This is a genomic window from Streptomyces sp. NPDC127119 (genome assembly GCF_042677425.1).
Lineage (GTDB): Bacteria > Actinomycetota > Actinomycetes > Streptomycetales > Streptomycetaceae > Streptomyces.
On the sequence record NZ_JBHXTO010000016.1, the window covers coordinates 1 to 23,589 of the forward strand.

Genomic DNA, 23,589 nt, shown 5'->3' on the forward strand with positions numbered 1-23,589 from the left:
CGAGGGCTTCCGCCCGGCACACCGAGAGCACGCACCAGACGCCGCCCGGCCCGCCCTACGGGCGGACGTCGGGAATTTGACGACAGGACCTAGCGCCGGAGCGACCGTCCGAAGCCGGAGGCGAGCGGCATTCGCAGGCCCAGCGGCGGCGGGGCCGCGAGCGCGTCCTCCACGGGCCGTGAGAACGCCCGCCCGAACAGCGCCCCCATCACGAAGTCCTCGGCGAGCGCGTGCACTTCGTCGCGGAACGCGTGCAGCGCGTGCCGGTCCGAGTGCACCTCGAACCGGCAGATGTCCCGGTTCGCCTTCTTGGCCCGCGCCGCGAGCCGGAACGACAACTCGGGGTCGGTCCGCTGGTCGTTGGTGCCGTGCACGATCAGCACCCGCCGCCCCGCGAGCTGTTTCACCGGTTCGGGCGGTGCCGCGACGTCCTCCTCGGGCAGCCAGGGGGACAGCGCGAGCACGGAGTTGACGGCGTCGTGGCCTCCCGCGCGCAGGGCGGCCCGCCCGCCCATGTCCACCCCGGTGAGGCAGACGGGCACGTCCCCGTACCGCCGTACGACCTCGTCCGCGGCCCACGTGGCGTCCTGTGCCAGATGTGCCTCGCTCCCGTTCCAGCCGCGGAACCGGTAGTGCACCACGTGCACCGCCAGCCCCTCCGTGCGTCCCGCGCGTGTGAGCCGGCGGCCCAACGCCCTGACGGACGCGGCCGCCAGCATCGGTGAAGGTCTGCGGGACGAGGTCTCCTCGCCGCCCGGCAGCAGCAGCACCACGCCGCTCACCGCCGTCGGCTCCGTGCCGAGCGCCCGCCCCAGCCGTGCCGTGCGAACCGGCGTCGCTTGCTGTGCCATGACAAAACAGTGTCAGAAGTAATGGTGTACGCCATCCGTCCGCACGGTCACCGTTACATATCGACGGATCCGCGCAAGGAGAGATCTACGCGCGTAGGCGTTAGAGTGCGGAAATGACGAGCCAGACCAAGAACACCCCGAGCTCGGAGCAGATCCGCCGGGCGCCGAAGGTCCTGCTGCACGATCACCTGGACGGTGGCCTGCGCCCCGGGACGATCGTCGACCTCGCCCGTGACGCGGGCTACACGAGCCTCCCGGAGACGGACGCCGACAAGCTCGGCATCTGGTTCCGCGAAGCCGCCGACTCCGGTTCGCTGGAGCGGTACCTGGAGACCTTCGCGCACACCTGTGCCGTCATGCAGACCCGCGAGGCGCTGGTGCGCGTCGCCGCCGAGTGCGCCGAGGACCTCGCCGAGGACGGCGTCGTCTACGCCGAGGTGCGGTACGCGCCCGAGCAGCACCTCGAAGCCGGGCTCACCCTCGAAGAGGTCGTCGAGGCCGTCAACGAGGGCTTCCGGCAGGGCGAGCGGCTGGCCCGCGAGAACGGCCACCGCATCCGCGTCGGCGCCCTGCTCACCGCCATGCGGCACGCGGCCCGCGCCCTGGAGATCGCCGAACTGGCCAACCGCTACCGGGATCTGGGCGTCGTCGGCTTCGACATCGCGGGCGCCGAGGCCGGCTTCCCGCCCACCCGTCACCTGGACGCCTTCGAGTATCTGAAGCGGGAGAACAACCACTTCACGATCCACGCGGGCGAGGCCTTCGGGCTGCCCTCCATCTGGCAGGCGCTCCAGTGGTGCGGCGCCGACCGGCTGGGCCACGGCGTGCGCATCATCGACGACATCCAGGTGCAGGACGACGGCACGGTGAAACTGGGCCGCCTCGCCTCGTACGTGCGCGACAAGCGGGTGCCGCTGGAGCTGTGCCCCAGTTCCAATCTCCAGACGGGCGCCGCCGACTCGTACGCCGAGCACCCCATCGGGCTGCTGCGGCGGCTGCATTTTCGGGCGACGGTGAATACCGACAACCGGCTCATGTCCGGCACCAGCATGAGCCGGGAATTCGAGCACCTGGTCGACGCATTCGGTTACGCGCTCGACGACATGCAGTGGTTCACAGTCAATGCGATGAAATCAGCATTCATTCCTTTCGATGAACGACTGGCCATGATCAATGACGTGATCAAGCCCGGTTATGCCGAGCTGAAGTCCGAATGGCTGTTCCAGCAGACCGCCTCCACCAGCGGTTCTGTGCGCGAAGAGGGCTGAAGTCGAAGGACGGGAAGCGGCCGGGTGAGGACGACTCGGCCGCTTTTCGATGTTTGCGGGGCGCGCTCGCACGTGATTACCGTTTCGGACCGCTCGAATCCCCGTCACCGCATGCAAGGACGAAGATGAAGCAGTCTGCTGCCAAGACCCTCGGTGTCGCCGCTCTCGGTGCCGCCTTCGCCGCCGCCGGAGCCGGCGCCGCCAACGCCGCTCCCGCGCTCCCCGAGGTCCCGGCGCTCGGCAACGCCACCAGCACGCTGCCGGTCGACGGCCTCGCCTCGGCCCTGCCCGGCACGGGCGAAGCGGTCACCCAGGGCCAGAACGCGCTCGGCAGTGCTGTCACCGCCGCCCAGCCGGCCGTCGCGAACCTCCTCGCCGAGGGTCCCGCCGCGCCCGTCGCCGGTCTGCTCGGCGGACTCCCCATCCAGGGCCTGCCCACCCACGGCGCGCCGGTCAACGGCATCCCGCTGGGCTGAACCCGGCCCGCACCGCCTTCGTACGCGCCGATGGGGCGCACCCCCGCTCGGGTGCGCCCCATCGGCGTTCTCGCGTACGCGGCATCAGACCGTGTGTGTCTTCAGGCTGTACGCGTCACCAGGCCGTGCGGGTCGCCTTGCCCTCTGCGGGGAAGAGGATCCACAGGGCTATGTAGAGCAGGAACTGCGGGCCGGGCAGCAGACAGGAGACCAGGAAGATCACGCGCATCGTGGTCGCGGAGGTGCCGAAGCGCCGAGCCAGCGCGGCGCACACTCCGCCGATCATCCGGCCGTCGGTCGGGCGGGCAAGGCGGTTCATTGCGACTCCTTCGTGAGCGTCTACGGATGGGTCCGGGGCTTCCCGTGCGGTCGCCCCCTCTGACATCCAAGGTACGGATACGAAGAGTCACAGGCGTCACTCTATGGAGCGATACCGACCCTGGGAATCGTCGGGGTCAGACCCTGAGTCGACTCCTCCACCGCTTCCCTGCGGCGCAGCGCGGCGGCCCGGCGGCGCAGCAGGGCGCGACGGCGCAGTGCGGCCCGCCCGGCGGGCACGAAGGCGAGATGGGCCAGCGCCACGCCCACGGTGTTCAGCAGCAGCGAGTCGACGTCGACGACCTGGCCGGGCACCCCGGTCTGCAGGAGCTCGATGCCCAGCGACAGCAGCGCGCCCGCGGCGACCGTCCGCATCAGGGACAGCAGCGGGGAGACGGCCAGCCGGCCGCCCGCGAGGGGCAGCAGCACCCCGAGCGGGGCGAGCAGCAGCAGACCCTTGCCGATGGCGTGGGCCGCCGCCCCGGGGCCCATCGCCAGATCGGCCCTGATGCTGGCGAACGGCCGCAGGTTCGCGGCGCTCACCCAGGGCACGTCCAGGGGCCGCAGCGTGACCCAGGCGACAAGCGCGAGATGTGCGACGAGGAGGAGACCTCCCGTCACACGGACGCGGTTCACGGCGGTTCCGCCGTTGGAGCCTTGACGCTGCACGACCCCAAGGACGCGGCCACCGGCAGGATCGGTTCCGTGTGACGGCGGCGCTTGGTCCGCACGGGTGAGGCGTGCGCCACAGACGGGCTCCGGCCGACCGTTTCAGGACAACCCGGGGAAGCCACCCGCCCGCGGCGCGGGGGCGGCTCAGGCCCCGTCGGTCCGCGTGGAGGGCGGGGTCTCCGTGCCCGGCCGCGTACGCACGGCCTCGGTGCACTCGTAGCGCCGTGAGGCGTCGTCGCCGGGGCCGCCCAGGGTCACCGTGCCGTCGTCGGAGGCGGCCTCGGAGTCGCTGAAGGTGCAGATGATCTGTGCCAGCGCGTACGGGGTCAGGTCCGCGGGTGCCGTGCTCAGCCGGAGCGCGTCGCCCGGGTCGGTGCGCCGCGGGCCGGTCACGGTGAGGCCCTTGGGCACGGTCGTCGAGTAGTTCGCCTGCTTCTCGGCGTCCGAGGGGGACTGGGAGAGCTCGTCGAGGAGGGCCTGCGCGGCGCGTACCCGGTCCGTCTCGGCGGGACCCGCCCCGATGCGTACGGTCCGGTCGACGGGCGCGAGCTGGGAGGAGCAGACGAGGAAGACCTGCACGAGGATGCCGCGCGAGGACTGCGTACCGATGTCGGGTCCGGTGAGCGCGCACGGCACCCGGGAGGGCGCGGGCCCGAAGTCGGTCGGCACCTCCGTCGCCCGGATCCCGCACCCGGCCAGCGCCAGAGCCATGGCCAGCAGCGGCACGGCGAGCGCCGGACGGACCGCACGGACAGCTCGGGCCGCTCGGACGGTACGGAGCGCTCGGGTCGCGCGCGGGGCTCGTGTCGCACGCGGTGCACGCGGGGCGCGTATGCCCTGTGCGTCCCGCGTGTCCGGCGTGTCCTGTCGTACGGGCATCACACGCCCCCCTCGGTGCGGTCGGCGTCGGCCCGGTGCGCGTCCTCGGCCGCCGGGTCGCCGTGGTCCCCGTCGTCCTCGGGATCCTTCGGCTCGGAGGCGTCGAGCGGCAGGCGCAGGGTGAAGACCGCGCCGCCCTTGGGCGAGTTCGCGGCGGTGATCTCGCCGCCGTGGATGTGGGCGTTCTCCAGGGCGATGGACAGGCCCAGGCCGCTGCCCTCGGAGCGCGGCCGGGAGGCGCTCGCCTTGTAGAAGCGGTCGAAGACGTGCGGCAGGACGTCCTCGGGGATGCCGGGGCCGTGGTCCCGCACCGCGATGACCAGGTCGGCGCCCTCCTCGCGCACGCACACGCGCACCGGGGAACCGCCGTGCTTGAGGGCGTTGCCGATGAGGTTCGCCATGATGACGTCCAGGCGGCGCGGGTCGACGTGCGCCATGATGCCGCGCGGGGCGTCCAGTTCGACCGCGTCCAGCCAGGCGCGTACGTCGATGCACGCGGTGATCTGGTCGGCGATGTCGACGGTGTCGGAGACGAGCCGGGCGGTGCCCGCGTCGAAGCGGGTGACCTCCATCAGGTTCTCCACGAGGTTGTTCAGCCGCCGGGTCTCGCTGACGACGAGCCGTACGGCGGGCTCGATCATCGGGTCGACGCTGCCGGTCTCGGCGTCGAGCTCCTCCTCCAGCACCTCGGTCACCGCGGTGATCGCGGTCAGCGGTGTCCGCAGCTCGTGCGACATGTCCGCCACGAACCGCCGGGACGCCTCGTCACGGGCGCTCATGTCCGCGACCCGTTTCTCCAGCGACTCCGCCGTGCGGTTGAACGTCCGTGACAGATCGGCGAGTTCGTCCGTCCCGGACACCCGCAGCCGAGTGTCGAGCTTGCCCTCGCCGAGCCGCCGCGCGGCGGTCCCCAGCCGGTGCACCGGCTTCAGCACGGTCGTCGCGGCGGCCTGCGCGAGCAGCGCCGAGCCGATCAGCGCGAGCCCGGTCGCGATCCCCAGCGACCAGGCCAGCGAGTTGAGGTCCTTGGCCTCCGGCTCAAGGGACTTGAGCATGTACCCGGTCGGCCCGCCGCCGATCACCTTGGCACCGCCCACCAGATACGGCTTGTCGCCCTGCACGGTCCGCTGCCAGTACAGGTGGTAGGCGTACTTGTTGTGCGAGGAGATCTTCTGTTCCTTGTTCACCGCCTTCTGGAGGGACTGCGGTACGTCCTCCAGCGTGAAGGTGTCCAGGTCGGAGTTGCCGCGGACGGCCGTGCCGTTCTCGTCCTCGGCGATCAGCAGCACGCTGAAGCGCTGGCTGCTGTTCGCCATCTGCCCCGCGGCGCGCTGCAGTTCCCCCTGCGTGGGGTGCTGCCGCAGCGTGCTGGCGCGGGTCTGCATCGCCTGCTGGAAGTCGCCGAGCACCGCGTCCTGCGTACGGGTGAGCACCGCCTCGCGGTTGAGCCAGTACGCGATCCCGGACGCCGACACGGCGGCGGTCAGCGCGACGAGCCCGAACACCACGACCAGCCGCAGCCGAAGGCTGGTGAAGCGCAGCCCCGCCATGACCGTCCGACGGGCCGCCGCCCAGCCACGGAGCTTGTCCTGCGGTTTGGTCACTGAGGGTTGTCCAGCCGGTAGCCGACGCCGCGCACGGTACGGATCAGGGTCGGCGAGGACGGCACGTCCTCCACCTTGGCGCGCAGCCGCTGCACACACGCGTCGACGAGCCGCGAGTCGCCGAGGTAGTCGTGCTCCCACACCAGCCGCAGCAGCTGCTGCCGGGACAGGGCCTGGCCGGGCCGCCGGCTCAGTTCGAGCAGCAGCCGCAGCTCGGTGGGCGTCAGCTGCAGGTCCTCGCCGTTCTTCGTCACGGTCATCGCGGCGCGGTCGATCACCAGCGATCCGAAGGTCGCCGAGTCGTTCGCCTCGCGCTCGCCGCGGCGCAGCACGGCCCGGATCCGGGCGTCGAGCACCCGCCCCTGCACCGGTTTGACCACGTAGTCGTCGGCGCCGGACTCCAGCCCGACCACGACGTCGATGTCATCGCTGCGCGCGGTCAGCAGGATGATCGGCAACTGGTCCGTACGCCGGATACGGCGGCACACCTCGAATCCGTCGATGCCGGGCAGCATCACGTCGAGAACGATCAGATCGGGCCGTTGCTCGCGCAACAGCTTCAGACCGTCCTCGCCGGTGGCAGCGGTGGCCACCCGGTGTCCCTGGCGCGTCAGCGAGAGCTCCAGGGCCGTCCGGATGGCGTCGTCGTCCTCGATCAGCAACAGGGAAGGCACGGACGTCATTCTGTCCCATGACGTGGGCGGGTATCGACTGTTGGAGCGCTCCCACACATGTCCTGCGTACGAGTGCGTGGCCGAGGCGTGCCGAGTGTGCCGGATGAGTAGCCGTACGGCGCTTCTCTGTGATCGGTCTGTGGGAAATCGGGGACCGGCCCCTGTGACAGGTCTGTGACAGTCGGGGGACACCGTCATGAAGTGGCCCCGGCAAGCTTTTGGTCACAAGCACGGAAGCACCGCAGCGAAGCCGGCGACACGGTCGGCTACGAAGCAGACGAAGTACCGGAGAACCGGAACTCCACGACGGGGGGCGCGAGATGAACACGCTGCACAGCACCAACACTGGCGCAGTTGTCACGCGGCTCCACGACGTCACGAGGAGCACCGAGAAGTCCGGTGCCGTGAGCGGGCGGGGGTGCGCTCGCGGCACCGGGCGTCAGCACACCGGGTCGTACATGACGGTGGTTGACGCACACACGGGGGGAAGCGGCACGGGGGTCGCCCACGGGGGTACGGGGGCGGCGTACGGGGAGGTCACGGGGGAGCGGCACTCGGTGTCGGAGGCGGAGTTCACCGCCTACGTCCAGGAGCGCCGCGCCTCCCTGTACGCGACCGCCTACCACCTGACCGGTGACCGTTTCGAGGCCGAGGACCTGCTGCAGAGCGCCCTCTTCTCGACGTACCGGGCGTGGGACCGCATCAGTGACAAGGCCGCGGTCGGGGGCTACCTCCGCCGCACGATGACCAATCTGCACATCAGCGCGTGGCGCCGCCGCAAGCTGAACGAATATCCGACCGAGGAGCTGCCGGAGACGGCCGGCGACACGGACGCGATGCGCGGCACGGAGCTGCGCGCGGTCCTGTGGCAGGCGCTCGCCCGGCTTCCGGAACTCCAGCGCACCATGCTGGTCCTCCGCTACTACGAGGGCCGCACGGACCCGGAGATCGCGGAGATCCTCGACATCAGCGTCGGCACGGTGAAGTCCAGCATCTGGCGGTCGCTCCGCCGGCTGCGCGAGGACGACGTCCTCAGCTTCGGCCGTGACGAGGAGGAGTCCTTCGGGGAGCTCGTCGCCTGAAGGCTGAGGGGGGTTGTCCGTCACTCCGGGGGGAGGCGTCGGACAGCAGAAAAAAGTTCGTCACTTCGGGGGAGGTGACGAACGGTACGGGGGAAGTCCGCAGCTCCGGGGGGAGGTGGCGGACGACAAGGGGCGGTCCGTCACTTCGGGGGAGGCGACGGACGGCTCGGGGGGAGCAACGGGGAGCAACACCGAGGGGAACCAACGGGGTCCGGGGGGACCACGGGGGAGCACGCGGGGGAACAGAAAGAGCAGCGGGACCGGAGGGGCCGGGGGGCCCAGCCGGTCCCGCTGCTCTTTTTGCTTTCAGGCGCGCGGGGCGCGGGGAACGGCGCAGTCTTTCGCTTTTCAGGGGCGCGGGAAACGGCGCAGTCCTTTGCCTTTCAGGGGCGCGGGGAACTGCGCGAGCTCAGCCCCCGCTCACCCGCACGTCATCCACGACCTCCGCCGCGGAGCGAGCGGCGGACGCGAGCCGATCAAGCGCCTCGTCCCGATCACACGCGTACGCGCCGAGCGAGGTCTGCCGCGACACGATCGCCCGCTCGTCCCGCATCAGCCGCCACCCCCGCCGAAGAAGGAACGCCACGGACTTCCGGCCCTCACGAAGATCCCGCAGGAACCGCCGCCGGAACGTCGTCACGGCCCCCCGGCTCAGACAGAGCGCGTCGGCCAGCAGCCCCGTCTCCCGGCACCGCTCCACTATCTCCGCCGCGAAGATGCCCTCGGCGATGAAGACCGGCGTCCCCTCGAAGTCGACGACCTCGGCACCCGTACGCGCGCTCAGCGAAATGTCGTACACGGGAACGCTCGTACGACCCGTCCCGCACAGCTCGGCGATCGCCGCGACGGCCGCGTCCGCGTCCCAGGACAGCGGATGGTCCCAGTCGATGTCCGAACTCCCCGCCACCTGCGGCAGCGTCGGGTCGTGGCCCTCCTTGTAGAAGTCGTCGAGCCGCAGCACCGGAAGGCCGGAGCGGGCCGCGAGAAGGGACTTGCCGGAGCCGGAGGGGCCGCACAGCAGTACGACACGTGCGGTTGCCGGGGAATTCGGGAGAGGAGAACTCACGAGACACCAGTGTGCGGCATCATGCGCTCCCGGCCGAGCCCGCGGGTCGCCTTTGGAACGCACGTCACCCCTCAACTACCCTACGTGTCGACCTGATTACTCAGCGCATCAGAAGGTGGCAGCAGCGATGGCACGACACACGGCCTACCAGAACCCGACCGCCCGGCGCGCGTTGCTGGCCCTCACCACCGCGGGGATCGCGGTCGGCGCCGGTGCGACCGCGGCGGCCGCGGACACCGACCCCGTGGTGGACGTGATCCGTACGCGCCCGACCTCGCTGGGCACCGTCGACCCGCAGGCCGGACTGCAGGCACTGACCGGGACGGTCGGTTACGTGACCGGTCCGGTCGCGGGCCTGAAGCCCAACCCGCTGGCCGGCACGGGCGTCGACCCGCTCGACAACGGGCTCGGCACGCAGATCGCCGACTTCCCGCCGATGGCGACGACCATGCTGACCGCGCCGATCGCGCAGGCCCAGTCGCTGGGCAGCGTCCCGGTGGTGGGCCAGGTGACGACCCTGCTGGGCGCCTGAACCACGAGCGCCCACGAGCCCCTCGGCGGGCGAGAGAGAGCCGCGCCTCCCCCGGACGGTGGGGATGCGCGGCTCTCCCGCTCGGGCGGGCCGGACACCGGCCCGGTGGGGCGTCGCCTCAGTAGGACGAGCCCGACGCGCCCAGCGCCCCCGTGGGGTGCCAGACCGTCTTCGTCTCCAGGAACGCCGTGAGGCGGTCGGTGCCGGGCGCGGCGAAGTAATCCACAGGCTGTGGACGGACCACGCGCTTGAGGTTGTCGGCCGCCGCGATCTCCAGTTCCTTCGCGAGTGCCTCGTCGGCGCCGGCCAGGTCGATCGCGTTGACGTCCTGGTGGGCGGCGAGCGGGGCCGCGATCTCCGCCGTACCGCCGGTGAGGAGGTTCACCACGCCGCCCGGGACGTCCGAGGTCGCCAGGACCTCGCCCAGCGACAGCGCGGGGAGCGGGGACGTCTCGCTCGCGATCACGACCGCCGTGTTGCCGGTCGCGATCACCGGGGCGAGCACGGAGACCAGCCCGAGGAACGACGACTCCTGCGGGGCGAGGACCGTCACGACACCCGTCGGCTCGGGGGACGAGAGGTTGAAGAAGGGGCCCGCCACCGGGTTCCCGCCGCCGACGACCTGCGCGATCTTGTCGGTCCAGCCCGCGTACCAGACCCAGCGGTCGATCGCCGCGTCCACCTGGAGAGCGGCCCTGGACTTCGAGAGACCTTCCGCTTCCGCGACCTCCCGTACGAACTGGTCCCTGCGGCCCTCCAGCATCTCCGCGACGCGGTAGAGGACCTGGCCGCGGTTGTACGCGGTCGCGCCGGACCAGCCGCCGAACGCCTTGCGGGCGGCGACGACCGCGTCACGGGCGTCCTTGCGGCTCGCGCGCGGCGCGTTGGCCAGCCACGTGCCCTTCGAGTCCGTCACCTCGTACACCCGGCCGCTCTCGGAACGCGGGAACTTCCCGCCGACGTACAGCTTGTAGGTCTTGAAGACGCTCAGGCGCTGCGGCGCGGCCTGTTCGGCCTGCTTGGCCTTCTCGGTGTTCTTCGGCTTGTCAGACATCGAGGTACGCCTCCAGGCCGTGGCGACCGCCCTCGCGGCCGTAGCCCGACTCCTTGTAGCCGCCGAACGGCGAGGTCGGATCGAACTTGTTGAACGTGTTGGACCAGATGACGCCCGCGCGCAGCTTGCTCGCGACCGCGAGGATCCGGGAACCCTTCTCGGTCCAGATGCCCGCCGAGAGTCCGTACTGGCTGTTGTTGGCCTTCGCGACCGCCTCGTCCGGGGTGCGGAACGTGAGGACGGACAGGACCGGGCCGAAGATCTCGTCGCGGGCGACGGTGTGCGCCTGGGTGACGTTCGTGAAGAGCGTCGGGGCGAACCAGTAGCCCGACGACGGCAGTTCGCAGGACGGGGACCAGCGCTCGGCGCCCTCCGCCTCGCCCTGCTCGACGAGCGAGGAGATCCGGGCGAGCTGCTCGGCGCTGTTGATCGCGCCGATGTCGGTGTTCTTGTCGAGCGGGTCGCCCAGACGCAGCGTCGAGAGCCTGCGCTTGAGGGAGTCCAGCAGCTCGTCGTGGATCGACTCCTGGACCAGCAGCCGGGAGCCCGCGCAGCAGACCTGGCCCTGGTTGAAGAAGATGCCCGTGACGATGCCCTCGACGGCCTGGTCGATCGGCGCGTCGTCGAAGACGATGTTCGCGCCCTTGCCGCCCAGTTCGAGCGTGACCTTCTTGTCCGTGCCCGCCACCTGGCGGGCGATGGCCTTGCCGACGGCGGTGGAGCCGGTGAAGGCCACCTTGTTCACGTCCGGGTGCTCGACGAGCGCCGCGCCCGTGTCGCCGTATCCCGGAAGGATGTTGACGACACCCTTGGGCAGGCCCGCCTGGCGGCAGATGTCCGCGAAGAACAGGGCGGACAGGGGGGTCGTCTCGGCGGGCTTCAGCACCACCGTGTTGCCCGTCGCCAGGGCCGGGGCGATCTTCCAGGCCAGCATCAGGAGCGGGAAGTTCCAGGGGATGACCTGGCCGGCCACGCCCAGCGGACGCGGGTTCGCGCCGAAGCCGGCGTGGTCGAGCTTGTCGGCCCAGCCCGCGTAGTAGAAGAAGTGCGCCGCCACGAGGGGGAGATCGGCGTCCCTCGTCTCCTTGATGGGCTTTCCGTTGTCCAGCGTCTCCAGGACGGCCAGTTCGCGGCTGCGCTCCTGGATGATCCGGGCGATACGGAAGAGGTACTTGGCGCGCTCGGCGCCGGGCAGCGCGGACCACTTCCCGAAAGCCCTGCGGGCGGCCCCGACCGCGCGCTCGACGTCCGCCTCGCCCGCCCGGGCGACCTCGGACAGGACCTCTTCGGTGCTCGGGCTGACGGTCTTGAAGACCTTGTCGTCGGCGGCCTCGGTGAACTCCCCGTCGATGAACAGGCCGTACGAGGGCGCGATGTCGACGACGGAGCGGGACTCGGGCGCGGGTGCGTATGCGAATGCGGAAGGTGTTGCGGAAGCCATGTGGATCAGTCCACCGTCACGTAGTCGGGGCCGGAGTAGCGGCCGGTGGCCAGTTTCTGGCGCTGCATCAGCAGGTCGTTGAGGAGCGAGGACGCGCCGAAGCGGAACCAGTGGTTGTCCAGCCAGTCCGCGCCCGCGGTCTCGTTGACCAGCACCAGGAACTTGACGGCGTCCTTCGTGGTGCGGATGCCGCCGGCGGGCTTCACCCCGATCTGGACCCCGGTCTGCGCACGGAAGTCGCGCACGGCCTCCAGCATCAGAAGGGTGTTCGCGGGGGTCGCGTTGACGGCGACCTTGCCCGTCGACGTCTTGATGAAGTCCGCGCCCGCCAGCATGCCGAGCCAGCTCGCGCGCCGGATGTTGTCGTACGTCGCCAGCTCGCCGGTCTCGAAGATGACCTTCAGGCGGGCGGCGCCCGAGGCCTCCTTCACGGCGACGATCTCGTCGTACACCTTCAGGTACCTGCCCGCGAGGAACGCGCCGCGGTCGATGACCATGTCGATCTCGTCGGCTCCCGCGGCGACGGCGTCCCGCACGTCGGCCAGCTTCACGTCCAGCGCGGCGCGGCCGGCGGGGAAGGCGGTCGCGACAGAGGCGACCAGCACGCCGGAGCCGGCGACGGCCTCCTTCGCGGCGGCCACCATGTCGGGGTAGACGCAGACGGCGGCGGTCGTCGGGGCGGTGCGGTCCGTGGGGTCCGGGTGCACGGCCTTCGCACCGAGCGCCCGGACCTTGCCGGGGGTGTCCGCACCCTCCAGCGTCGTCAGGTCGACCATCGAGATGGCGAGGTCGATGGCGTACGCCTTCGCGGTCGTCTTGATGGAACGGGTGCCGAGGGCGGCGGCGCGCGCCTCCAGGCCGACCGTGTCGACGCCGGGCAGCCCGTGGAGGAAGCGGCGCAGGGTGCTGTCCGACGCGGTCACGTCCGTGAATGCGTGGGCTGCGGTGGGGGCAGTGGTGGGCATGGTCACCACCCGAGCATATCTACGCGCGTAGCAGCTGTACACCCCCTGAGACGGTGTGGGGGCGCGCCTCCCTGCGCGGGGACGTCGTCTGCGGGCCCGGTGGGGGTTGCTCGCGCAGTTCCCCGCGCCCCTGAGGGAGGGGGCCGGCGTCGGATGTTGTGTGCGGGTCCGGTGGGAGCTGGCCGCGCAGTTCCCCGCGCCCCTAGGCAGGTCCGGCTTTCCCCCGTGCCCCTTCGGGGGTGCCCTGCCGGGGCCCCGTAAGGGGCGCGGGGAACTGCGCGCGCAACCCCCACCGGGGCCGCGGATGACAACGAACCCCGCCACCCCCAAGGGGCGCGGGGAACTGCGCGGCGAGCCCCCACCGGACCCGCAGACGACGTCCCCGCGCAGAGCCCCGCAGGGAGGCGCGGGGAACGGCGCGAGCAACCCCCACCGGACCCGCAGACGACGACGTTCCCGGCCAGGGCCCCCGTGGGCCCGCAGGCGGCGACGCCCCACCCGCGGAGCGAAGGGGCGGTCAGGCAGAATCGGGGTATGACGACCCCGGACCATCAGCCACCCGCACCGGACACCCCGGAATCCCAGTTCAAGGACAGGGTCTACCGGTCCCCCTCCGGTGTCGCCGGCGGCGCGCTGCTGCTCGGCATCGCGGCCTGGCTCGGTATCGACGCCCTGGTCACGGGCGAGGGCCGCACCCCCTGGGTCGCGCTGGCCACCCTGCTCCTGCTGGTCCCGCTGGTCGCCGCCTTCACCCTGCGCCCCGCGGTCTACGCGAACGAGCAGCGCATGCGTGTCCGTAACCCCTTCCGGGTGATCACGCTGCCCTGGGGAACGGTCGAGGCGTTCCGGTCCGGCTACTCGAACGAGGTGCTCGACAAGACCGGCGCCAAGTACCAGGTCTGGGCGGTACCGGTCTCCCTGCGCGCCCGCAACCGGGCGGCCCGCAAGGAGGCCCGCGGCGGCGCGGCCGGCGGTCGCGGCCGTCTCGGCCAGCCCCGGCAGGCCCCGCACCCCACCCCCGTGGCCACCGGCCCCGTACGTGCGCAGGGCGACCAGATCATCGACGAGCTGCGCGAACTGGTCGAGGCGCACGGCAAGGACCCGCAGGCCCAGGGCGACGTCTCGGTGCGCTGGGCCTACGAGGTCGTGGCCCCCGCGGCGGCCGGAGCGGTCCTGCTGGCGATCCTCCTGTCAGTGGCCTGATCCCGCACACCGTCCCGCACCGCCCCACGCCCGTCGGCGTCATCCCCGCCGTACTCCGGGCGGGCCCGCTTGAGGCGGATGGCCACGCCCGCCCGTAGGAGAGGGCGGCACCCGCATCGGGCGCCGGGACGTCCGCCGGCCTGGGCGGGTCGTTTCGCTCGCTACTGTCACCACCGGTGCCCGCGCCGGTGTCGGCACCGGCGTTTCCACGCGATCCAGGAGTGCATGTGTCGTACGACGAGCCGCTGCGACTGCCCGTGGCCGCGATACCCGCCGACTGCCGGGACTGGACGGCGGGCCGGGCGGCTAACTGGTCGGCCGCGCTGCCGTCGCGCTGGACGTTCCTGCGGGTGCGCCGGTCGATCGCCGGAGCCGTGACCACCCTCGCGCTCTGCGCGGGCGCCTGGGCCGCGATGCTCGGCGGGCTGTGGCCGTTCGTCGCGGCGGGCTTCGCGGTGTACGTCCTGTGGGTGCTCGCACGCCCCGAACTCGTCTGGGCAGGAGCGCCCGCGCTGCTCCTGGGGCTCGCGGTGCAGGCATCGTCCCTGCCGTGGGCGGTGACCGCCGTCGGGGCGTTCGTCGTGGTGGCCTCCTGGGCCGCCGTCGCCGTACGCCTGCGGGCCCGCGGCGGGCAGCTGGAACAGGCGCTGGAGGCCGCCGGGGACGGCACGGCACAGGTCCCCGACGGGCGGGCCCCGGTGCGGCGCGGCCGTTTCCTGCTCCCGCTCGGTCTGGTGGTGCTGGTGCTCGGTGTCCTCACCGGTGTCACCGCGCATCTGTGGGGCACGGTCGACGACCAGCGCGGTTCCTGGGTCATGGCCTTCTATCTGACGGGGCTCGGCCTGACCGCCCTGGTCTCGGCGTGGCTCGGCCGCCACCGGGCGGTCGCACTGCGCCGGGCCCCCGCACCCGTACTGCGTGTCCTCGTACGCGACGACGCGCAGGGCACCACGGAGGTGTACGCGGCGGACGACCTCGCGGCGCTGCGGCCCCTGTTCACGGTGGAACTGACCTCGTACGACGGCGAATCCGACGAGGACGACGAGGACGAGGGCGGGACGGACGGTCCCGATGCCGGAGCCGGGGCCGAAGAACTGGAGCGGCTCCTCGACGCCGTCGACGACGACGTCCCCGGGCCGGTCCGCGAGGCCGTCCTCTTCGGGGCGCCCTTCGACGGCGCCGAGGTCGTGGTCCTCAGCGCCGACGAGGACCCGGACCAGCCGCCGCTGACGGAGTGGTCGGCGGGCCCGGTCCGCCCGTTGTCGCCGAGCGCCGGTGTGCGGCGCATCGCCAGGGAGAAGGCCCGCGAGGAGCAGAACCGTCAACTGGAGCGGCAGGCCAGGGAGTCGGTCGTGGACCGCGCACCCGCCCCGGTGCGCCGCTGGCGTGCGGGCTGGCTGGACTGGGTGGCCGCCGCGCTGCTGGTGCAGTGGGGCGTCTGGCTCACCTGGGCCGGCTTCACCGAGGCCGAACTGCCCTCCTGGAAGCTGGGCCTGGCCGCGGCACTCGGTCTCTACGGAGCCGCCCGCGTCCCCGTGAAACTCGCCTGGCGCATCACCGCGGACCGCTCGGGCCTGTGGGTCACCGGGCTGCGCGGCCCCCGGCACGTGCCCTGGGACGACATCCGCTCCGTACGCCGCCGGTCCTTCGAGCTGAAGCTGCGCTGGCGGGGCGACGACTGGTCGGTCGCGGCGCCGCGCTGGGCGTGGTTCGAGCGCCGGCGCGGCCTGGTCCATCCGTACGACGCGCTGGCGGCCGAGCTGTCGGCCATGCGCGAGGACCCGGCGCTGCGGCCCACCGGGGAGAGCACCACCCCCGAACGGGGCCGCCCGCTCTGGCCGTTGGCCGTCGTCCTGGCGCTGGTGTGGGCGGCGGTCCTGGTGGTGTGGGGCTGAGGACGGGGAGGCCGCCGGCGCCCGTTCGTGACAGCGCTTGCCGACCCGTCTTGCCTAGGCGTTACCAAGGGGATACCAGAGCATGAAGTGTGCGTCCGGCAGTTAGTTTTGTCCGCCCTGTGTCTCATGGGCCTCAGTAGATTGCCTCTGTCGCTCACAAGGGGGCCGTACCTGCGGTTCTGCTGTCTCGAAGGGCGGCGGGGGTGGGGACATGGAGCAGCCCAGGGGGGCGGCAAGACCTGCCGCCGTCACGGCGGGGATGAGATGTCTGATCGACTTCTCTGCGGAAGGCGCCTACGGCTGGCGCCTGGTGGCACCGAACGGACGGTCCGTGGCCGTCTCGGCGGACTCGCACGACTCGCACACGCAGTGCCGTGCGGCCTTCACCAGGCTCTGCGCGAGCCGGGGCGAGCTGGTCGGCGGGATCCAGCACAGCTCGGAGGGCGGTGGATGGATCTGGCTGCTCTGGGACGCGGCGAGCCGTCCCGTGGCGGCGGCGGCGCGTACGTACGAGCGTCATGCGACCTGCCGTTCCGCGTACGACCGCTTCCGGGCGCTGTTACCCCAACTCGACCCGGCCAGACCGGAGTTATGGGGTGACACGTGAGACGCGACCGGTGGCGGAGGTCGTGTGGAGAGCGCGCCGGGGTGGAAGTTGCCCCCAGGGAACCTCTCGTTTACGCATCGGGATGGGCATGTCAACCGACGGCGTAGAACGTCCGGTGTGTGCCCTCACAGAGACCTTCTGGACCTCCGAGACGTCTGAGACCCGGTTCCCCGGGAACCTCCCTGCCCGGGTCCGCCGCGTTCGCCGATGACGTACCGCGTCGGCTGTACGCGGACTCCGGTGTACCGGACCGGGTCTTCCGTGCCGTCGCCCGGAGCGGCGGCGGGTTCGTCCTCGCCGTCATGCTCCTGGTCGGCGGCTTCCTGCTGCTGCGGGCCTGGCAGGCGCTCGACCGGGCGGGCTGGTCCTTCCTGACGACCGCCGCCTGGCAGCCCGACACCGGCAATTTCGGTATCGCGGCCATCCTGGTCGGCACCGTCCTGATCGCGCTCGTCGCGATCACCGTCGCCGTGCCGCTCGCCCTGGGCGCGGCGCTCTACATCTCCGAGTACGCGCCACCGCGGCTGCGCCGCACCCTGATCAGCGTCGTCGACCTGATGGCCGCGGTCCCGTCCGTGGTGTACGGCCTGTGGGGGGTCTTCTTCCTCGAGGGCAAGGTGCTCCCGACCGCCCGCTGGATCGCCACCTACTTCGGCTGGATCCCGGTCTTCGAGGTCGACGGCGCCGATCCGCGCGACCCGCTCGCGCCCGAGACCGTCTACACCTCGTCCACGTTCATCGCGGGCCTGGTCGTCGGCATGATGGTCGCGCCCATCATCTGCTCGATCATGCGCGAGGTCTTCTCGCAGGCCCCGGCGGGTGAGCGCGAGGGGGCGTACGCGCTCGGCGCGACCCGCTGGGGCATGATCCGCAGCGTCGTCCTGCCGTTCGGCAAGGGCGGCATGATCGGCGGCACCATGCTGGGCCTCGGCCGGGCGCTCGGCGAGACCATCGCCGTCTTCATGCTCATCTCGCCGGTCTTCACCGTCCAGTGGCACATCCTGCAGTCGGGCACCAGCTCGGTCTCCTCGCTGATCGCCCTGCGCTACGGCGAGGCGAGCGAGTTCAGCCTGTCCGCCCTGATGGCCGCCGGGTTCGCGCTGTTCGTGATGACCCTGATCGTCAACTTCGCCGCCTCGTCCATCGTCGCCCGCAGCCGCTCCGGCGCGGCCAGCGACGCGTGAGGCGCCCCGCGGACGACCCGCCGACGACCGCCCGCCCGGCCCACCGACCGGCCTCCCGATGGCGCGGCCACCTGTGTCCCCGATGGAAAGAACGGCGATGACCGCAGCCCCCGAGACCCAGAACCAGACCCAGAATCAGGACCAGGACCAGGCCTCCGCGCGGCCCCGCACCACCCTGCCGCCCGCCGTGCGCGCCGCCGCGCCCGGCGGTGAACCCCGGCGCTCCGTCTCGCAGCTGCGGGCCACCGACGTGTACGCGATGACGGGCGCCGCTGCCGCCGCGCTCGCCCTGACCTGGCTGCTCTTCGCCAGGCTGCTGCCCTTCGACGGGGCGGTCGGCTTCGTCGTCGTCGCGTACGCCCTCTTCCTCGGGCTGTACGCGCTGCTCGTCTCCTTCGACGAGGACGGGCCCGCCGTGGCCGACCGGATCGCGGCCGCCGTGGTGCGCTCGCTCGGGGCGCTGCTCCTGAGCGTGCTGGTCTTCGTGGTGTCGTACACCCTCTGGGAGGGCCGCCGGGCGCTGCCCCATCTGAACTTCTTCACCGAGGACATGCGGCTGGCCGGCCCCCTCGAACCGCTCAGCACCGGCGGTATCGAGCACGCCATCGCCGGCACCCTGATCGAGATCACCATCGCACTGATCATCACGGTCCCCGTGGGACTGGTCTGCGCGGTCTTCCTCAACGAGGTGCCCGGCCGCTACGCCCGGTTCGTCCGGACGATCGTCGAGGCGATGACGGCGCTGCCGTCCATCGTGGCCGGGCTGTTCGTCTACGCCACGGTCATCCTCACCCTGGGCTTCCCGGAGTCCGGCTTCGCCGCGGGTCTCGCCCTCTCGGTGATGATGCTGCCGATCATCATCCGCGCCTCCGACGTCGTGCTCCGCCTGGTCCCCGGCACCCTGCGCGAGGCCGCCTACGCCATGGGCACCTCGCGCTGGCGCACGGTCTGGCACGTGGTGCTGCCGACCGCCCGCTCGGGCCTCGCGACCGCGGTGATCCTCGGCACGGCCCGCGGTATCGGGGAGACCTCGCCGGTGCTGATCACGGCGGGCTTCGGCGCGGAGTTCAACGCCAACGCGTTCTCCGACCCGATGGTGTCGCTGCCGCTGGCCGCGCTGAAACTCGTCGAGTCGCCCGAGCCGAACATGATCGCCCGCGGCTTCGGCGCCGCCGCCACGCTGCTCGTCGTGGTGCTCGCCCTGTTCGTCGTCGCCCGGAGCATCGGCGGGCGCGGCCCGGGGCAGCTGACCCGCCGCCAGCAGCACCGCCGGGTCCTCGCCTCCCGCAAGGACGCCCGGCGCTTCGGGACGCGTACGCCCCGAGCGGACCGTGTCCAGCAGGACGGCCGTGCCCGGCAAGAGACCCGTACCCACCGGGAGCCGGGGCCCGGGCCCCGCACCTCCCTCCGCAAGCCGGCTCAGGATCCGAGGAGTTCGTCGTGAGACCCGCAACCGCCTTCCGTCTCTGTGTGACGGGTCTTGCGCTGCTCTGCGCACTGCTCGCCGTCCGTCCGCCGGTCGCCGAGGCGGCCTCCTACACGAAGATCACCGGCTCCGGCTCGACGTGGAGCTCCAACGCCCTCGACCAGTGGCGGCGCAACATCTCCGCCAACCTCGGCATGACGGTCAACTTCAAGGCCGTCGGCTCCTCCCAGGGGCGTGAGCAGTTCCGCAACGGCGTCGTCGACTTCGCGGTCTCCGAGATCCCGTACGGGCTGACCGAGCAGGGCGTCACCGACACCCCGCCGGGCCGCGGCTACGCGTACATGCCGATCGTCGCCGGCGGTACCGCCTTCATGTACAACCTCAAGATCGGCGGCAAGAAGGTCACCAACCTGCGGCTCTCCGGGCCGGTGCTCGCCAAGGTCTTCACCGGCGCGATCACCATGTGGAACGCCCCGGAGATCCGTGCCGACAACCCCGGTCTGACCCTCCCGGCCCGCCGGATCGTCCCGGTCGTCCGCTCCGACGGCTCGGGCACCACGGCCCAGTTCACCACCTGGCTGGCCAAGGAACAGAGCTCCGTCTGGAACGACTTCTGCGCGCGCACCGGCCGCGGCGGCTCGTGCGGGATGACCTCGTACTTCCCGGTCCTGTCCGGCTCCTCGACGATCGCCAAGTCCGGTTCGCTGGGCGTCTCCGGCTTCGTGCGGCAGCCGCAGGCGGAGGGCTCGATCACGTACGTCGAGTACTCGTACGCCATCAAGACCGGCTTCCCGGTCGCCAAGGTGCTCAACAAGGCGAACTACTACGTGGAGCCGACCGCCTCCAGCGTCGCGGTGGCCCTGACCGGCGCCCGGATCAACCAGGACAAGAACTCGGCGAACTACCTCACCCAGATCCTGGACGGCGTCTACCGCAACGGCGACAGGCGGACGTACCCGCTCTCCAGCTACAGCTACATGATCCTGCCGACCTCGGTGGGCGGCGACAAGAACCCGATGAACGAGGCCAAGGGCAAGTCGCTGGGCACCTTCGCCCGGTACTTCCTCTGCGACGGCCAGCAGCAGGCGGAGGAACTCGGCTACTCGCCGCTGCCCAAGAACCTCGTCCAGGCGGGCTTCGACCAGGTCCGCCGGGTGCCGGGCGCGCCCACCTCCTCCATCGACATCGGCGACTGCCGCAACCCCACCTTCTCCGGCGGGAAGAACACCCTGCTGGAGAACGCCCCCCAGCCCAAGGACTGCGACAGGAAGGGCTCCAAGCAGTGCTCCGACGGCACCGCGGGAGCCAAGGCGGACACCCCGGTCAGCCCGGCGGCCCAGGGCGGCGGCTCCGCGAACGGCGGCTCCGCGACCGGGGGTTCGGGCAGCACGGGCGGTACGGGCGGCACCGGCGGTACGGGAGGCGGCGGTGCCGACAGCGACGGTGACGGCACCCCGGACGCCCAGGAGTCGGCGGCGGCCACCACGACCGGCGGCACCGCCGTCGACCCCGACACCGGTGAAGTCGTCAGCGGCGACGGCACCGGCCTCGGCGACAACGCGGTCGTCGCCAATCCCGTCAGCCTCGCCTCGGGACAGCAGTTCGGCATGCGCGGCGCGCTGATGGCGCTCTCCGCGGTCCTGCTCCTCGCCGTGGTCGTCGGCCCACCGCTCACCTCGCGCCTGCTGTCCGCCCGCGCCCGCCGCAAGGGAGAGACCGCATGAGATCCGTACGAGGCACGAGCGGGCGCGGCCCGGCCCCCGACGGGACCGGCGCGGGCGGGCGCGGGCGGGTCGCGGCGGGCCTCGGCTCGCTGCTCGCGGCCCTGCTGCTCGCCCTGGTGCCGCTGCCGCAGGGCGCCACGGCGGCGAGCGCCGGGAACTCCGCCGGGAACTCCGCGGTGACCAAGACCGGGTCCGCCGGACCGTACGACGACTTCTCGAAGCTGAAGGTCACGGTCCACCAGACGAAGAACCTGCGCGGGCAGGGCGTACGGGTCACCTGGACCGGCGGCCGGGCGGCGCCCACCGGGGCCACGTACAACAACTACCTGCAGATCATGGAGTGCTGGGGCGACGACGCCGACCGGGGGCCGGACCGCACCCAGTGCGAGTTCGGCGCGGTGGACGGCGCGCCGGCCGGTGGCGGGCGGCTCGTCTCGCCGACCCGGGACCCGCTGGACACCGACCACGCGACGGACGCCGACAACATCGCCTTCGTCCCCTTCAAGCCGGTCGAGGGCGCCGCGACCACCACCGGGACCGACTGGACCTACTTCAACAGCCTCGACACCAACTCCCAGACCTGGCTGCCCAACGACTCCGACGGCAACGGCGAGACGGTCTTCGAGATGCGGTCGTCCGTCGAGTCGCCCCACCTGGGCTGCGGCGCGCGCACCACGGCCGCGGGCGCGGTCAGGCCCTGCTGGCTGGTCGTCGTGCCCCGCGGCGAGCACGAGACCAACGGCACCGAGGGCAACAGCGGTTCGGTACGCAGCTCCGCGCTGAGCCGGACGAACTGGAACCAGCGGCTGGTCTTCCCGCTCGACTTCCTGCCCGTCGGCAGCACCTGCTCCCAGGACCGGGCCGAGCGGCGCACCATCGGCTCCGAGCTGATCACGGACGCCATGACCTCGTGGCAGAGCGCCCTGTGCGGCTCCGGCGCCGGACGGTTCACCTTCACCCAGTCCGGCGAGGGCGAGGCCCGCGAACGCGTCACCGCGCCGAGCGACACCTCGCCGGGACTCGGCTTCACCGTGCAACCGGTCGAGCCGGCCGAGGACGGACCACCGGTCGTGCAGGCGCCGGTGGCGATCAGCGGCCTCACCGTCGGCCTGTACTGGCGGTACGACGTCACGGTGGGGGAGGGATCCGGCGCGTACATCGCCAACCGCCAACTGCACGACGTACGGCTGAACCAGCGCCTCCTCGCCAAACTGCTCACGCAGTCGTACCGGAAGAGCGTCGCCACGGCGGACTACCTGCCGGACTATCTGAAGGCGAATCCCGAGAGCATCGGCGCCGACCCGGAATTCCAGAAGCTCAACCCCGATTTCCCGGCCGCGAGCGGCAGGACCTATTCCCCCTGGGGACTCCTCCTCTCCACCGAGAATTCCGACATGGCGACCGTGCTCTGGCGTTACGTCCAGCAGAACAAGGACGCCCGGGAATTCCTCGCGGGCACCGCCGACCCGTGGGGAACGAAAGTCAACAGGTCGTACCAGGACATGGACCTCGACGCGACCCCGCTCGACTACTTCCCGAAGGCCGACCCGACGACGTCCAAGGCGTCCTGCGGCACCCCGGAGAACTCCCTGCCCTTCGACGGCACGGACCTCGTCCCCTACACCAACGACATGCACGACGCCGCGCAGAAGGTCCGCAACGGCTACGGCGGACAGCTGTACCTGTGCGCGCAGTCCGGCGCGGGCTGGAAGCTGAGCGGGGAACGGCCGGCCGCCACCAACGCACGGGAGTTCGGGATCGTCGACGCGGCGTCCAGCACCCGCTACCAGCTCGACGTCGCCGCCCTCCCCAACGCCGACGGCACCTTCGTGAAACCCACCCCGGACGCCATGCTCAAGGCCGTCGCCCGGATGCCCGACTCGGCCGTCGCCGGCGTGAGGACCCCCGACCCGGCCACCGCGGACGACGGCGCCTACCCGCTCACCGCCGTCGTCTACGCGGCCTCGTCCGTGGACCAGGCGAAGGACGCGCGCCAGGACTACGCCAAGGTGATCCGGTACGCGGCGGGCGCCGGACAGACCCAGGGCACCGCGCGCGGCGAACTGCCGTACGGCTACGCCCCGCTGCCCACCGCGCTGCGCACCCAGGCGCTGAAGGCGGCGACCACCCTGGAGACCTGGACGGCGCCGGACCCGCCCGGCACCCCGGGCGGCCAGGACCAGGCCGCGGAGGGCTCCGGCGGCTCGGGCGGCGACGGCGGGACGGTCTCCGGCGAGGGCGCCGGCTCGGCGGCCGGGGGCGCCGCGGCCTCCGGCGGCTCCGGCGGGTCCGCGGGCGTCGGTCCCGACGCCACGGACACCGGCAGGCCCTCCGTCGCACCGCAGGACCCGGCGAAACAGAACGTGGCCGCGTCCGGCGGGCTCACCCCCTCGGAGGTGATCGGCGTCGTCCGGTGGGTCCTGCTGGGCGTGCTCGCCGTGGGCGGTGCCGCCGCGCTCGCCGGACCGGTGATGCTGCGGCTGGCCGCGCGGCGGGTGCCCGCGGGCGGTTGACGGATCTCCCGGAACCCGACGTTCGACGGTTCGAATGCTCGACGGTTCCGGGAATTCCGTCATCCATCGCCGAATTCCCCAGGTGTCACCTTGGAAATGCTTTATTAACTCAATGGGCGGCTGGATGTGGTGGCCGCTCCGAAGGGAAATGCGGA

The 23,589-nt window shown here is 71.8% G+C and carries 21 protein-coding genes; 11 read left to right on the top strand and 10 right to left on the bottom strand.

The features are described 5' to 3' along the window. Positions 1-89: 89 nt before the first annotated feature. Positions 90-851 (bottom strand): alpha/beta hydrolase, encoded by a 762-nt coding sequence (locus tag ACFVH5_RS10425; RefSeq protein WP_385833139.1) that lies wholly within the window; start codon positions 849-851, stop codon positions 90-92. A 113-nt stretch (positions 852-964) separates the two neighbouring features. Between ACFVH5_RS10425 and ACFVH5_RS10430 the strand changes: the two genes are divergently transcribed. Continuing rightward, positions 965-2,119 carry an adenosine deaminase gene (locus ACFVH5_RS10430; RefSeq protein ID WP_385833140.1) on the top strand — a complete coding sequence of 385 codons (1,155 nt, stop codon included), beginning with the start codon at positions 965-967 and terminating at the stop codon, positions 2,117-2,119. 125 nt (positions 2,120-2,244) lie between these two features. Then, entirely contained in the window at positions 2,245-2,595 is a 351-nt protein-coding gene (locus ACFVH5_RS10435; protein ID WP_384800126.1) for an ATP-binding protein, read from the top strand. Positions 2,596-2,710: 115 nt separating this feature from the next. Here ACFVH5_RS10435 and ACFVH5_RS10440 read toward each other — a convergent pair whose 3' ends face one another. The 5 genes from ACFVH5_RS10440 to afsQ1 all read right to left on the bottom strand — a co-directional run bounded on the left by ACFVH5_RS10440 (position 2,711) and on the right by afsQ1 (position 6,742). Continuing rightward, positions 2,711-2,914, bottom strand: coding sequence for a PspC domain-containing protein (locus tag ACFVH5_RS10440; protein ID WP_107020361.1), 204 nt, complete (start codon positions 2,912-2,914; stop codon positions 2,711-2,713). A gap of 101 nt (positions 2,915-3,015) precedes the next feature. Continuing rightward, on the bottom strand, positions 3,016-3,582 hold the full coding sequence (locus ACFVH5_RS10445; RefSeq protein ID WP_384800122.1) for a VanZ family protein: 567 nt from the start codon (positions 3,580-3,582) through the stop codon (positions 3,016-3,018). Positions 3,583-3,729: 147 nt separating this feature from the next. Further along, positions 3,730-4,296 (bottom strand): hypothetical protein, encoded by a 567-nt coding sequence (locus tag ACFVH5_RS10450; RefSeq protein WP_385833141.1) that lies wholly within the window; start codon positions 4,294-4,296, stop codon positions 3,730-3,732. A gap of 167 nt (positions 4,297-4,463) precedes the next feature. Then, the gene (locus ACFVH5_RS10455; protein WP_385833142.1) at positions 4,464-6,068 is read right to left on the bottom strand and encodes an ATP-binding protein; all 1,605 of its coding nucleotides are present in this window, start codon (positions 6,066-6,068) and stop codon (positions 4,464-4,466) included. Then, on the bottom strand, positions 6,065-6,742 hold the full coding sequence (gene afsQ1, locus ACFVH5_RS10460) for a two-component system response regulator AfsQ1 (protein ID WP_099505496.1): 678 nt from the start codon (positions 6,740-6,742) through the stop codon (positions 6,065-6,067). The genes ACFVH5_RS10455 and afsQ1 overlap by 4 nt, the downstream gene beginning before the upstream one ends. Positions 6,743-7,062: 320 nt before the next feature. Here afsQ1 and ACFVH5_RS10465 point away from each other — a divergent pair, with 320 nt between their 5' ends. After that, positions 7,063-7,824, top strand: coding sequence for a SigE family RNA polymerase sigma factor (locus ACFVH5_RS10465; protein ID WP_384800115.1), 762 nt, complete (start codon positions 7,063-7,065; stop codon positions 7,822-7,824). A gap of 409 nt (positions 7,825-8,233) precedes the next feature. On the opposite strand, the gene ACFVH5_RS10470 is transcribed toward ACFVH5_RS10465, so the two are convergent. Next, the gene (locus tag ACFVH5_RS10470) at positions 8,234-8,890 is read right to left on the bottom strand and encodes a uridine kinase (RefSeq protein WP_385833143.1); all 657 of its coding nucleotides are present in this window, start codon (positions 8,888-8,890) and stop codon (positions 8,234-8,236) included. Between the two features lie 127 nt (positions 8,891-9,017). Between ACFVH5_RS10470 and ACFVH5_RS10475 the strand changes: the two genes are divergently transcribed. Beyond that, positions 9,018-9,422, top strand: a complete 405-nt coding sequence (locus ACFVH5_RS10475) for a hypothetical protein (protein ID WP_385833144.1) — start codon at positions 9,018-9,020, stop codon at positions 9,420-9,422. A 118-nt stretch (positions 9,423-9,540) separates the two neighbouring features. On the opposite strand, the gene ACFVH5_RS10480 is transcribed toward ACFVH5_RS10475, so the two are convergent. The 3 genes from ACFVH5_RS10480 to deoC are packed head-to-tail and all read right to left on the bottom strand — an operon-like array spanning position 9,541 to position 12,882. Then, positions 9,541-10,476 (bottom strand): aldehyde dehydrogenase family protein, encoded by a 936-nt coding sequence (locus ACFVH5_RS10480; RefSeq protein ID WP_385833145.1) that lies wholly within the window; start codon positions 10,474-10,476, stop codon positions 9,541-9,543. After that, the gene (locus ACFVH5_RS10485) at positions 10,469-11,917 is read right to left on the bottom strand and encodes an aldehyde dehydrogenase family protein (RefSeq protein ID WP_385833146.1); all 1,449 of its coding nucleotides are present in this window, start codon (positions 11,915-11,917) and stop codon (positions 10,469-10,471) included. The genes ACFVH5_RS10480 and ACFVH5_RS10485 overlap by 8 nt, the downstream gene beginning before the upstream one ends. A 5-nt stretch (positions 11,918-11,922) precedes the next feature. Next, positions 11,923-12,882 carry a deoxyribose-phosphate aldolase gene (gene deoC / locus ACFVH5_RS10490; protein ID WP_385833147.1) on the bottom strand — a complete coding sequence of 320 codons (960 nt, stop codon included), beginning with the start codon at positions 12,880-12,882 and terminating at the stop codon, positions 11,923-11,925. A 534-nt stretch (positions 12,883-13,416) separates the two neighbouring features. On the opposite strand from deoC, the gene ACFVH5_RS10495 reads away from it, so the two are divergent. The 7 genes from ACFVH5_RS10495 to ACFVH5_RS10525 all read left to right on the top strand — a co-directional run bounded on the left by ACFVH5_RS10495 (position 13,417) and on the right by ACFVH5_RS10525 (position 23,434). Next, a complete protein-coding gene (locus tag ACFVH5_RS10495; RefSeq protein WP_385833148.1) occupies positions 13,417-14,085 on the top strand; it encodes a PH domain-containing protein in 669 nt (222 codons plus the stop codon). A 227-nt stretch (positions 14,086-14,312) separates the two neighbouring features. Beyond that, a complete protein-coding gene (locus ACFVH5_RS10500) occupies positions 14,313-15,980 on the top strand; it encodes a hypothetical protein (RefSeq protein ID WP_385833149.1) in 1,668 nt (555 codons plus the stop codon). A 211-nt stretch (positions 15,981-16,191) separates the two neighbouring features. After that, positions 16,192-16,587: a hypothetical protein gene (locus ACFVH5_RS10505; RefSeq protein ID WP_384800091.1), complete on the top strand. Its 396-nt coding sequence runs from the start codon at positions 16,192-16,194 to the stop codon at positions 16,585-16,587. A 119-nt stretch (positions 16,588-16,706) separates the two neighbouring features. Then, on the top strand, positions 16,707-17,771 hold the full coding sequence (gene pstC, locus ACFVH5_RS10510) for a phosphate ABC transporter permease subunit PstC (RefSeq protein ID WP_385833150.1): 1,065 nt from the start codon (positions 16,707-16,709) through the stop codon (positions 17,769-17,771). 97 nt (positions 17,772-17,868) lie between these two features. Further along, positions 17,869-19,215 (top strand): phosphate ABC transporter permease PstA, encoded by a 1,347-nt coding sequence (pstA, locus tag ACFVH5_RS10515; RefSeq protein ID WP_385833151.1) that lies wholly within the window; start codon positions 17,869-17,871, stop codon positions 19,213-19,215. Continuing rightward, positions 19,212-20,921 (top strand): phosphate ABC transporter substrate-binding protein PstS, encoded by a 1,710-nt coding sequence (gene pstS, locus ACFVH5_RS10520; RefSeq protein WP_385833152.1) that lies wholly within the window; start codon positions 19,212-19,214, stop codon positions 20,919-20,921. Before pstA ends, pstS begins: the two co-directional genes overlap by 4 nt. Then, the gene (locus ACFVH5_RS10525) at positions 20,918-23,434 is read left to right on the top strand and encodes a hypothetical protein (protein WP_385833153.1); all 2,517 of its coding nucleotides are present in this window, start codon (positions 20,918-20,920) and stop codon (positions 23,432-23,434) included. Before pstS ends, ACFVH5_RS10525 begins: the two co-directional genes overlap by 4 nt. Positions 23,435-23,589 lie beyond the last annotated feature (155 nt).

Coding starts and splice junctions, on each gene's coding strand:
- ACFVH5_RS10425 (WP_385833139.1), bottom strand. CDS start 851: ATGGCACAGCAAGCGACGCCGGTTCGCACGGCACGGCTGGGGCGGGCG.
- ACFVH5_RS10430 (WP_385833140.1), top strand. CDS start 965: ATGACGAGCCAGACCAAGAACACCCCGAGCTCGGAGCAGATCCGCCGG.
- ACFVH5_RS10435 (WP_384800126.1), top strand. CDS start 2,245: ATGAAGCAGTCTGCTGCCAAGACCCTCGGTGTCGCCGCTCTCGGTGCC.
- ACFVH5_RS10440 (WP_107020361.1), bottom strand. CDS start 2,914: ATGAACCGCCTTGCCCGCCCGACCGACGGCCGGATGATCGGCGGAGTG.
- ACFVH5_RS10450 (WP_385833141.1), bottom strand. CDS start 4,296: ATGGCTCTGGCGCTGGCCGGGTGCGGGATCCGGGCGACGGAGGTGCCG.
- ACFVH5_RS10465 (WP_384800115.1), top strand. CDS start 7,063: ATGAACACGCTGCACAGCACCAACACTGGCGCAGTTGTCACGCGGCTC.
- ACFVH5_RS10475 (WP_385833144.1), top strand. CDS start 9,018: ATGGCACGACACACGGCCTACCAGAACCCGACCGCCCGGCGCGCGTTG.
- ACFVH5_RS10480 (WP_385833145.1), bottom strand. CDS start 10,476: ATGTCTGACAAGCCGAAGAACACCGAGAAGGCCAAGCAGGCCGAACAG.
- ACFVH5_RS10485 (WP_385833146.1), bottom strand. CDS start 11,917: ATGGCTTCCGCAACACCTTCCGCATTCGCATACGCACCCGCGCCCGAG.
- deoC (WP_385833147.1), bottom strand. CDS start 12,882: ATGCCCACCACTGCCCCCACCGCAGCCCACGCATTCACGGACGTGACC.
- ACFVH5_RS10495 (WP_385833148.1), top strand. CDS start 13,417: ATGACGACCCCGGACCATCAGCCACCCGCACCGGACACCCCGGAATCC.
- ACFVH5_RS10505 (WP_384800091.1), top strand. CDS start 16,192: ATGGAGCAGCCCAGGGGGGCGGCAAGACCTGCCGCCGTCACGGCGGGG.
- pstA (WP_385833151.1), top strand. CDS start 17,869: ATGACCGCAGCCCCCGAGACCCAGAACCAGACCCAGAATCAGGACCAG.
- ACFVH5_RS10525 (WP_385833153.1), top strand. CDS start 20,918: ATGAGATCCGTACGAGGCACGAGCGGGCGCGGCCCGGCCCCCGACGGG.